The organism is Rhizobacter sp. (assembly GCF_035702065.1).
Taxonomy (GTDB): Bacteria; Pseudomonadota; Gammaproteobacteria; order Burkholderiales; family Burkholderiaceae_C; genus Rhizobacter.
Map to the genome: position 1 here is coordinate 25192 of NZ_DASSRA010000049.1, position 9914 is coordinate 35105.

The 9914-nt window shown below is 67.2% G+C and carries 9 protein-coding genes; 3 read left to right on the forward strand and 6 right to left on the reverse strand.

Annotated elements, in window-relative coordinates; genetic code table 11:
- Positions 1-5 precede the first annotated feature (5 nt).
- Positions 6-1940 carry a protein-disulfide reductase DsbD gene (gene dsbD, locus VFL64_RS02325; RefSeq protein WP_489538769.1) on the reverse strand — a complete coding sequence of 645 codons (1935 nt, stop codon included), beginning with the start codon at positions 1938-1940 and terminating at the stop codon, positions 6-8.
- A 204-nt stretch (positions 1941-2144) separates the two neighbouring features.
- Between dsbD and VFL64_RS02330 the strand changes: the two genes are divergently transcribed.
- The gene (locus VFL64_RS02330) at positions 2145-2567 is read left to right on the forward strand and encodes a cupin domain-containing protein (protein ID WP_489538770.1); all 423 of its coding nucleotides are present in this window, start codon (positions 2145-2147) and stop codon (positions 2565-2567) included.
- A 119-nt stretch (positions 2568-2686) separates the two neighbouring features.
- Here the strand turns inward: VFL64_RS02330 and VFL64_RS02335 are convergent, their stop codons facing one another.
- A complete protein-coding gene (locus VFL64_RS02335; RefSeq protein WP_489538771.1) occupies positions 2687-3418 on the reverse strand; it encodes a glutathione S-transferase in 732 nt (243 codons plus the stop codon).
- Positions 3419-3553: 135 nt separating this feature from the next.
- Between VFL64_RS02335 and VFL64_RS02340 the strand changes: the two genes are divergently transcribed.
- Positions 3554-4783: a polyhydroxyalkanoate depolymerase gene (locus VFL64_RS02340; protein ID WP_489538772.1), complete on the forward strand. Its 1230-nt coding sequence runs from the start codon at positions 3554-3556 to the stop codon at positions 4781-4783.
- A 126-nt stretch (positions 4784-4909) separates the two neighbouring features.
- Here the strand turns inward: VFL64_RS02340 and VFL64_RS02345 are convergent, their stop codons facing one another.
- Genes VFL64_RS02345 through VFL64_RS02360 form a run of 4 tightly spaced genes read right to left on the reverse strand, consistent with a single transcriptional unit; the run spans position 4910 to position 8261 of the window.
- Complete coding sequence (locus VFL64_RS02345) at positions 4910-5917, reverse strand: TRAP transporter substrate-binding protein (RefSeq protein ID WP_489538773.1); 1008 nt, start codon at positions 5915-5917, stop codon at positions 4910-4912.
- 20 nt (positions 5918-5937) lie between these two features.
- Complete coding sequence (locus VFL64_RS02350; protein WP_489538774.1) at positions 5938-7227, reverse strand: TRAP transporter large permease; 1290 nt, start codon at positions 7225-7227, stop codon at positions 5938-5940.
- A 24-nt stretch (positions 7228-7251) separates the two neighbouring features.
- Positions 7252-7755, reverse strand: coding sequence for a TRAP transporter small permease subunit (locus VFL64_RS02355; RefSeq protein WP_489538775.1), 504 nt, complete (start codon positions 7753-7755; stop codon positions 7252-7254).
- Positions 7752-8261, reverse strand: a complete 510-nt coding sequence (locus tag VFL64_RS02360) for a gluconokinase (protein ID WP_489538776.1) — start codon at positions 8259-8261, stop codon at positions 7752-7754. The genes VFL64_RS02355 and VFL64_RS02360 overlap by 4 nt, the downstream gene beginning before the upstream one ends.
- Before the next feature lie 187 nt (positions 8262-8448).
- Here VFL64_RS02360 and gntR point away from each other — a divergent pair, with 187 nt between their 5' ends.
- Entirely contained in the window at positions 8449-9471 is a 1023-nt protein-coding gene (gntR, locus tag VFL64_RS02365) for an HTH-type transcriptional regulator GntR (RefSeq protein WP_489538777.1), read from the forward strand.
- Positions 9472-9914: the final 443 nt, after the last annotated feature.

Sequence of the window (9914 nt, forward strand, 5' to 3'; positions counted from 1 at the left end):
GCGGGCTACTTCAGGCCCACCTGCGACGCGCCCATCCGGTCGAGCTGGGCGCTGAACTCGCGCGCGTCCTGGTAGCCGATGACGCGCGAGCCGGCGATCTCGTCGCCGGCCGGGGCAAAGAACAGCAGCGCTGGCGGGCCAAAGAGCGTGTAGCGCTTGAGCAAGGCCTTGTCGTCGTCGTTGTTGGCGGTGACGTCGGCGCGCAGCAGCGTCATGCCGGCCAGGCGCTGGCGCACCGCGCCATCGGTGAAGGTGAACTTCTCGAACTCCTTGCAGGCCACGCACCAGTCGGCATAGAAGTCGAGCATCACCGGCTTGGTGGAGGCACGCACGGCGGCCTCCAGTTCGGCCACGCTGCGCACCGTCTGGAACGGCAGCTCCGCGCCCTTTACCTGCGCACCACTGCGCAGATGGGCCAGTGGCCGCGCCAGGTCGCGCCCGCCGGTCGCCGCGCCCACCACCTGGGCCACAGCGAAGAGACCGAGCAGCAGCCCGGCCCCCTTGGCGAGAAAGCGCACCGGCGTGGCCGACTTGGGCACGGACTTGAAGGCGCCGAGGCAAATGGCCGCCACCACCAGCACGGCCGCGCTCAGCAGCATCACCGCCCAGCCCGGCAGCACGGGCGCGGCCAGCCACACCGCCACCGCCAGCAGCATCACGCCGAAGGCATGCTTCACGTGCACCATCCACGCACCGGCACGCGGCAGCAGCGCACCCGCTGACAGCCCGACCAGCAGCAGCGGAACGCTCATGCCCACGCCCATGGAGAACAGGGCCGTGGCGCCCAGGGCCACGTCGCCGGTCTGTCCGATGTAGACCAGCGCACCGGCGAGCGGCGCGGCCACGCAAGGCCCGACGATGAGCGACGAGATGCTGCCCATCAGGAACACGCCCAGGTGCTCGCCACCCTTGAGGGCATGCGAGCGGTGGCTGAGGGCGTTCTGCAAGGCCACAGGCATCTGCAGCTCGTAGAAGCCGAACATGGAGAGCGAGAACACCGCCAGCACCAGTGCGAATGCCCCCAGCACCCACGCGTTCTGCAGCGCCTGGCCCAGGCCCTGGCCGGCCAGGGCCGAGGCCACGCCGAAGCCGGTGTAGACCAGCACCATGCCCGCCGAATAGGCCAGCGCCAGCGAGAAGCCGCGCGCCTTGCTGGGCGGTGTGCTGCCCTGCCCCACGATGATCGACGACAGGATGGGCAGCATGGGCAGCACGCAGGGCGTGAACGACAGGCCCAGCCCGATCAGCAGGAAGAGGCCCACCACCCAGGCCGCGTTGCCCGACTGCAGGGCGCGCGAAGAGACATCGCCTGCGTTGCCTGCGGCACCGGGCGGCGCAGGGTTGGCGACACTCGACATCGCGGCGAGGCTCGCGGTCGATACCGGCGCGCTCGTCAACGCAGCCTTCAGGCCCACGGCCTCGCCCGGCTTCCAGGCCTCGGCCTGGGCTTCGTTGAGATAGGTGAAGCGCGGCGTACCCCCCGGGCCCTGGCCCGGCTCGACCTTGAAGCCGCGCTTCTGCGGCGCGTAGCACAGCCCCTTGTCGGCGCAGCCCTGGTTGCCCAGGCTCAGCTTGAACACACCCGTCGGCGCGTCCTGGAGCACCACCACCAGGGTGACTGCATCGCGGAAGTACTCGACGTCTTTCTGGAAGGTCTCGTCGTACTTGACCTTGCCCTTGGGAATCTGCAATTCGGCCAGCTTGACCGCCGCCGGCTCAACCTCGGCCTTGAGGCGCTCGTGGTAGAGGTAATAGCCTGGAGCAATGTCGAAGCGCACTTCGATACGTTGCGCGTCCAGTGTGCGAGCCGAGAGGCGGAAGGCCTGCTCCGGGTCGAGGAAGTCATCGGCGGCCCGCGCCGCCCCAGTGGCCCCCAGCAGGCCAACCAGCGCCAGCAGCGCGGCACGGCCCAGGTGGTGAAGGAATCTCCAACGCTTCATGTGCATCTTCTCGGTCTTGGTGTGTCCGGGCCCGGCCCGGTGTGGCAACCCGCATTCTCCGATCTCTTGGGCAGGCGCTTGTTCCCGGCCGTCTCCCCTGCCGGTCCGCCTGGGCAGCGCCGCCTTGCGATCCCTCAAAAAATGCACGGAATATGGAACGCTTCATGCATGGTGCGCCGCATCAAACCCGCCTGGAGGCCTGCGATGCTGGACGTCACCATGACCACGTTCTCTCATGTGAAGCCCGAAGACACCGGGTGGCGCAGCGACGGGCTGCGCGACTTCTTCCTCTACAAGGATCTGGGTGTGGCCGAGGCCACGCACGGCAAGGTGATCGCGCATCTGGTGAAGGCCAACATGGCACCCGAAAAGGGCACCGGATGGCACCGCCATGAGGCGGAATTCCAGATCGTGATCATGACCAAGGGCTGGGCCCGGTTCATGTACGGCGACCAGGAGACGCTGGTCGAAGCGGGCGACTGCGTGCACCAGCGGCCAGGCATCGTGCACTACCTGTTCGACTACTCGCCCGACATGGAGTACCTGGAGATCGTGAGCCCGGCGGACTTCAAGACGGTGGACATGCCGGCGCCTTGTGACGTGCCGCCTTTCACGCCCTGGAAGTAGCAAGAACCGCTCAGGCTGAGGTATCGAAGCCCCGCTCAGGCCGTGCCGGGCTTCGATACCTCAGCCTGAGCGGATGGTGGTGCGCGGCGAGCGCAAAGGCCGCGCTACCGCAGGCTCCATCAAAAATCCATATCCAGTTCTTCGATGTCGTCCGGCTCGGCCTTCGCCGCCGCGACCCACTCCTTCATCTCCGGCATCGCCATGATGGTCTGGCAGTACTGGATGCAGGGCTTGTTGAGCTTCACGTCGTAGGTAAGAAAACGCGTGACCACCGGCGCGTACATCGCGTCGGCCATGGTGCGCTGCCTGCCGAAGAGATAGGGCCCGCCGTAGGTGGCCAGGCACTCGGTCCAGATCTCGATGATGCGGTCGATGTCGGGCTGCGCACCGGCCCAGATCTTGTAGCCGGGGTGATGCGCCTTGAGGTTCATCGGCAGCGAGGCGCGCAGGTTGGCGAAGCCCGAGTTCATCTCGCCACTGACCGAGCGGCAGTGCGCGCGGGCGATGCGGTCGGCCGGCATCAAGCCCGCGTTGGGCTTGATCTCGTCGAGGTACTGCGCGATGGCCAGCGTGTTCCACACCCGGGCGCCCTCGTGCGTGAGGCAGGGCACGCGGATCGACGGGGCCAGCAGCAGCAGCTCCTTGCGCACGTCGGCGTCGTCGGGCGAGACCATCACCTCGTCGAACTCCAGCCCTGCGAACTTGGCCATCAGCCAGCCGCGCAGCGACCACGACGAATAGTTCTTGCTGGAGAGACTCAGCGTGGCCACCGGTTTGCTGGCCGGTCGCTTGGCCGCTGCGGGCTTGCTGGCCGTCTTCTTGGCTGCGGTCTTGGTGGCGACTGGTGGCATAGGCGGTGTCTCCTGGCAGGGCATGACGTGGCGCGGGCAACTTGCAAGGCGTGTGCCATCTCTGTGCATCGCCACGCGCCCTTCGCTGGCGCGCAAGTTGCTGTTGCACGCCCATCAACAATGCGAGGAGACCGCATGTACCAGGCCTACCAAGCCCATACGGATCTGATGTGGCCTTGGCGCACCCTGGCCAAGAACGCCCTCCCCGTGCTGCAGGACAACACCTTCGGCTGGGCCGACCTCGACGCCAACCGCAAGCTGGCCGCTGCCTGTGCCGTCTTGAAGCTGGGCGAGATCACCCACAAGCGGCCGCCCTTCGGCATCGCGAGCGTCATGTACAAGGGCGAGCCGGTGCCCGTCACCGAAGAAGCCACCCACGTCACGCCCTTCGGCACCCTGCTCCACTTCAAGAAAGAGCTGAGCCTGCCCACGCCGCAGCCCCGGGTGCTGATCGTGGCGCCCATGTCGGGCCACTTCGCCACGCTCTTGCGTGACACGGTGGAAACCGTGCTGCCCGACCACGACGTCTACATCACCGACTGGCACAACGCGCGCGATGTGCCGCTCTCGGCCGGCCGCTTCGGGCTCGACGAGTACACAGAACATCTGATCGACTTCCTCGGCGTGATCGGCCCCGGCGCGCACCTGATGGCGATCTGCCAGCCCTGCGTGTCGGCGCTGAGTGCGGTGGCGCTGATGTCCGAAGACAACCACATCGCCACCCCAGCCAGCCTCACGCTGATGGCCGGCCCCATCGACTGCCGCATCAGCCCGACCGAGGTCAACAAGCTGGCCATGACCAAGGGCATCGACTGGTTCGAGAACAACCTGGTGAGCCAGGTGCCCTGGCGCTTTGCCGGCGGCGGGCGGCGCGTGTACCCCGGCTTCATGCAGCTCACCGCCTTCATGGCGATGAACAAGGACCGCCACATGACGGCCTTCAAGGAGTACTACGCCAACCTGGCCGACCCCGACGAAGAAAAGCTGCAGAAGGCCGAGCACACCCGCAAGTTCTACGAAGAGTACTTCGCGGTCGCCGACCTGCCGGCCGAGTTCTACCTGGAGACGGTGAGCCTGGTGTTCCAGGAGTACGCCCTCCCGCTGGGCGAGCTCAAGTTCCGCGGGCGCACCATCAACCCGGCGGCCATCCGCCGCACGGCGCTGCTCACGGTGGAAGGTGAGCGCGATGACATCTGCTCGACGGGGCAGACGCTGGCCGCGCAGGACCTGTGTTCAAGCCTGCGGCCCTACATGCGCACGCACTATGTACAGGCCGGCGTGGGGCACTACGGTGTGTTCAGCGGGAGGCGGTGGAAGAACCAGATCTATCCCGTGGTGCGAGATGTGATCCACGTATCGCAGTAGGCGGCATGCCGCGGCCTGAGCGGGGCTTCGATGCCTCAGCCTGAGCGGATGGTGGCGTGCGGGGCCTCCGAATACACACCGCCCGCTCAGGCTGAGGCATCGAAGCCCCGCACCCATCTCACCCCATCACGTCCTGCGGATCTTGGCCAGCTCCGCCTGCGTCTCGTTCCAGAGATCCTGCCCCACGTTGTCAGCAATCGACTTGTTGATCGCCCCCAGCTTCTCGCGCATGCGGTTGGCCTCGGCGGGTGACAGCTCGTTGATCTGCATGCCCTTGCCCTTGAGGTCGGCCAGCGCCTTGGCCGCTTCGTCGCGCGTGTCCTTGCGCTCGAAGTCGCGGCTCTTCACCGCGGCGTCCATGAGCACCTTCTTCTCGGCCGGCGAGAGGCCGTCCCAGAACTTCTTGCTCACGGTCACGATCCACGGGCTGTAGACGTGGTTGGTGACGGTGAGGTACTTCTGCACCTCGTAGAACTTGCTCGAGAGGATGGTGTTGAACGGGTTCTCCTGCCCGTCGACCGCCTTGGTCTCCAGTGCCGAGAAGAGCTCGCTGAAGGGCAGCGGCACGGCGTTGGCCCCCAGGGTCTTGAAGCTGTCGAGGAAGACGTTGTTCTGCATCACGCGCAGCTTGATGCCATCCAGGTCTTCGAGCTTGGTGACCGCGCGCTTGTTGTTGGTGAGGTTGCGGAAGCCGTTCTCCCAGTACACCAGCCCGACCAGGCCCTTCTCCTCGAGCTTGGCCTTGACCTTGGTGCCCACCGGGCCGTCGAGCAGCGCGTCGGCCTCTTGCGCGTTGTTGACCAGGAAGGGCGTGTCCCACAGCGCCATCTCCTTGGTGATGCCCACCAGCGTGGCGGTGGAGCCGACCATCATCTCCTGCGCGCCGCCGATCAGCGCCTGCTGCATCTGCACGTCGGTGCCCAGGCTCGCGGCGCCGAAGGCGCGCAGCTTCATCTTGCCGCCCGAGAGCTTGTCGACCTCTTCGGCGAAGACCTTGGCCGCGCGGCCCTGGTTCGACACCTCGTTGAGGCCGTAGCCGAAGCGGATGAGGCGCGGCTTGATGTCCTGCGCGAAGGCAGGGGCGGCACAGGCTGCGACGAGCGCGGCGAGCAGGGTGCGACGGACGAGTTTCATGGTGTGTCTCCTGGGATGGTTTACCGCATCCACTTGACGGGCGCGGTGACGAGCTGCGGGAACAAGACGAACAGCGTGAGGATCGCGAGGTAGGTGATGAGGAAGGGGTTCACGCCCTTGATGACCTGGTCGAGCCGCAAGCGGCCCACGCCGGCCACCACGTTGAGCACCGTGCCCACCGGCGGCGTGATGAGGCCGATGGCGCCGTTGAGCACGAACATCAGGCCGAAGTACACCGGGTCGATGCCCGCCTTGACGGCAATCGGCAGCATCACCGGCGCGAAGATCAGGATGGTCGGCGTGAGGTCGAGCGCCGTGCCGATCAGCACCAGCACGACCATCATCACCGCCATCAGCGTGCGCGGGTGCTGCACCAGCGGGCCCAGCCATTCGGTGAGCGTGGCCGGCAGGTCGGCCAGCGTCACCATGTAGCTCGTGACCTGAGCGCCGGCGCAGAGAAACATCACGATCGCGGTCGTCTTGGCGGCACGCACCAGCACGCCGTGGAACTGCGGCAGCGTCATCTCGCGATGCACGAAGAACGCGATCACCATCGCATAGACCGCGGCCACCACCGCGGCCTCGGTGGGCGTGAAGACGCCCGTCTTCATGCCGCCGATGATGATGACCGGCATCAGCAGCGCCCAGAACGCCTTGATGGTGGTGGTGATGCGTTCCCCCATCGGCACCGGCAGGTTCTCGACCAGCGTCATGCCGCGCAGCTGCAGCTTCCAGGCGATCACGAGCCCGGCACCCATGATCAGGCCCGGCACGATGCCCGAGAGAAAGAGCGCCGAGATCGAGGTGTTGGTGGTCACGCCGTAGATCACGAAGGGCATCGAGGGCGGAATGATGGGCGCGATGATGCCGCCCGAGGCGATGAGCCCGGCGCTGGTCGCCATCGGATAGCCGTGGGCACGCATCATGGGCAGCAGGATGGTCGCCAGCGCCGCGGTATCGGCCAGGGCCGAGCCGCTCATGCTGGCCATCAGGATGGCCGCGCCGATGGTCACGAAGCCGAGGCCGCCGCGGATGTGCCCCACCCAGGCCTGGGCCATGCCGATGATGCGGCGGCTGATGCCGCCCGCGTTCATCAACTCACCGGCCAGGATGAAGAAGGGCACAGCCAGCAGCGGGAAGCTGTCGATGCCGGCCACGAGGTTCTGCGCCAGCAGCTGGGTGTCCCAGAAGCCGAGCACCCAGGCCATCGAGGCACCGGTGAGCACCAGCGCAAAGGCCATGGGCACGCCGATGCCCATCAGGCCCAGCATGGCAACGATGAAGATGACGGCGACGAGGCCTTGGTTCATGGTCGGTTCCCCTTCTTTCGCCCGTCACTCGACTTCGGACTCGTGGCCGAAGTCGATCGCTTTGCCGCGCACCAGGTCGATGAGCGCCATCACGCCGATGGCAGCCGCGCACAGCAGCGCGGGCAGTGGCAGCAAGGCCACCGGGTAGCCGAGCACCACGCTCTTGCTGTCCAGGCCCACCACCACCTGCTGCCATGCGCCCCAGCCCAGCAGCACGCAGGTGAGCACCACCAGGGCGTGGATCACGCGTGTCATCGCCGTCAGCACCGCGGGCCGCGACTGCAGCGGCCGCAGCAGGCTCGTGAACGCCATGTGTTCGCCCAGCGGGTACGCCGCCGTCGCGCCAATGAACACCATCCACACGAAGAGCAGGCGCGACAGCTCCTCGCTGGCCGCGATGCCGCTGCCGAAGCCGTAGCGCAGCACCACGTTGATGAAGACGGCCAATGCCATCACGCCCAGCGTGAACGCCATCGCGCTCTCGGCCAGTCGTTGCGCCAGGCTGCGGGGTGCGTCGTGTCGGTTCATGGTGTGGTCCTCAGCCAGTCGGCAACGCGCTGCGCCAGCACCTCGCGCGGCAGCAATGCGTCGATGCACAACACCCCCAGCTCGCCGCGCGGCGGCTCCAGCGTGGCGAACTGGCTGTCGACCAGACTGGGGGGGAACAAGTGAGAGGCAGAGCGGGCCGCCACGCGTTCCAGCGCATGGGGCTTGTCGATCTCCAGAAAGACGAAGCGCAGCCCGGGGCAGTGCGCACGCAGCAGGTCGCGGTAGCTGCGCTTGAGGGCCGAGCAGGTCAGCGCCGCCGGCTGGCCCTGGCGCTGGTGTGCGGCCAGCATCCGGCCCAGCGTGGCGAGCCACACCGCGCGGTCGGTGTCCGCGAGGGGCACCCCCTGGCGCATCTTTTCCTTGCTGGCTTCGGCGTGGAAGTCGTCGCCTTCGATCAGCGTCCAGCCCATCTTCTCGGACACCGCCTGCGCCGTGCTCGATTTGCCGCAACCGGCCACGCCCATGAAAACTGCGGAAGGTGTCATTGTCAGGACAGCGCTATCCATAAACTCGAATAAAAAGGCGCTCTGCACACGCCGAAAAGCCCTCCACCCATCACAAGTCTCCTAGGGTAACCCTGCGGTTCGACTGCTTGCGAAGAGTGATTGGACAGCGCTATCCTAGGCGCATCGAATCCAATCTCCATGCGGGCAAACCCGTAGCCTCCACACGATGAACACTTCCCGACGGCCCCGCGCCTCCGGCCGCGTCACCCTGGGCGATGTGGCTTCGGCGGCTGGCGTCAGCCCGATCACCGTGTCACGCGCGCTGCGCGGTGAGCGCAGCGTGGGCGCCGAGCTGGTCGCCAGGGTGCGCGAAGCGGCCGAGCGCCTGGGCTACGTGCCCGACCCCGCCGCGCGCGCGCTGGCCAGCAGCCGCAGCTCGCACGTGGCGGTGCTGATCCCGCTGCTGAGCAATACCCTCTTCGTCGACCTGCTCGAGGCGGTGCACAGCACCCTGCTGCCCGCCGGCTACCAGACCCTGATCGGCGTGACCCACTACGACCCGCGCGAAGAAGAGCTGCTGCTGCACAGCTACATGGCGCACCGCCCTGCCGGCCTGCTGGTCACCGGCTTCGACCGCACCGAGGCCAGCCGCCGCCTCATCGCCGCGAGCGGCGTGCCCTGCGTCCACCTGATGGAGACCACGCCGGCCGAAGGCGTGCACAGCGTGGGTTTCTCGCAAGCCGATGCGGGCCACGCCATCACGGCGCACCTGCTGGCGCGCGGACGCAAGCGCATCGCCTTCGTGGCGGCGCAACTCGACCCGCGCGTGATGCAGCGTGCCGAGGGCTACCGGCGCTGCCTGAAAGACGCCGGCCTCTACGACCCGAAGCTGGAGCTGCTCAACCCCGAGGGCTCGTCACTGGCGCTGGGCGGCCAGCTGTTCGAGCACCTGCTCAAGACCCACCCCGAGGTGGACGCCATCTTCTTCTGCAACGACGACCTGGCCCAAGGGGGCCTGCTGGCAGCCTTGCGGCTGGGCGTCAAGGTGCCGCAGCGCATCGCGGTGGCAGGCTTCAACGACCTGAACGGCAGCGACCAGATGCTGCCGCCGCTGACCACGGTGCACACACCGCGCACCGAGATCGGGGAGCAGGCGGCGCGCATGCTGCTGCAGTTGATGCGGCGCGAGCCGCTGGCGCAGACGTGCGTCGATGTGGGGTATGAGTTGATCGTGCGCGGGAGCACGTAGCGCACGACGCCGGGTTCCATTGCGGGCATGCCACCGCCTGCGCGGCGAAGCCTTCTGCTCGCGCATCTCCACCCGCTCAGGCTGAGGTATCGAAGCCCTGTGCTGATCGTTTCGCGTCACCCCGGCGCACGCCGGGGTCCACTGTTTCGCTTTGTCGTAGCGGTTGATTCACTGCGTGAGGCCGCGCCGGGAGTTCGGCCCGGCGGCCGACCCCCTTTCTTTGTGTCGACAAAGAAAGGGGGCAAAGAAAGCGACCCTGCCTCCTCGGCCCTCGCTGCGCGAGGGCTGCCTTCCGCTGCTCGGTCTTGGGGGCTCGCGCCCAACTCACTACGCGGCCTGCGGCCGCTGCGTTCAAACAGGCGGCGCGAAGTCAGAGGACGAGGCGTGCTGCGCACGCTGCCCCCAAGCCCTGCGCTGCTCAGCTCGTCCGAAGGGGAAGAGCG

Excerpts from the sequence above, each read along its gene's own strand:
- dsbD (WP_489538769.1), bottom strand. The coding sequence starts at position 1,940 with ATGAAGCGTTGGAGATTCCTTCACCACCTGGGCCGTGCCGCGCTGCTG.
- VFL64_RS02330 (WP_489538770.1), top strand. The coding sequence starts at position 2,145 with ATGCTGGACGTCACCATGACCACGTTCTCTCATGTGAAGCCCGAAGAC.
- VFL64_RS02335 (WP_489538771.1), bottom strand. The coding sequence starts at position 3,418 with ATGCCACCAGTCGCCACCAAGACCGCAGCCAAGAAGACGGCCAGCAAG.
- VFL64_RS02340 (WP_489538772.1), top strand. The coding sequence starts at position 3,554 with ATGTACCAGGCCTACCAAGCCCATACGGATCTGATGTGGCCTTGGCGC.
- VFL64_RS02345 (WP_489538773.1), bottom strand. The coding sequence starts at position 5,917 with ATGAAACTCGTCCGTCGCACCCTGCTCGCCGCGCTCGTCGCAGCCTGT.
- VFL64_RS02350 (WP_489538774.1), bottom strand. The coding sequence starts at position 7,227 with ATGAACCAAGGCCTCGTCGCCGTCATCTTCATCGTTGCCATGCTGGGC.
- VFL64_RS02355 (WP_489538775.1), bottom strand. The coding sequence starts at position 7,755 with ATGAACCGACACGACGCACCCCGCAGCCTGGCGCAACGACTGGCCGAG.
- VFL64_RS02360 (WP_489538776.1), bottom strand. The coding sequence starts at position 8,261 with ATGACACCTTCCGCAGTTTTCATGGGCGTGGCCGGTTGCGGCAAATCG.
- gntR (WP_489538777.1), top strand. The coding sequence starts at position 8,449 with ATGAACACTTCCCGACGGCCCCGCGCCTCCGGCCGCGTCACCCTGGGC.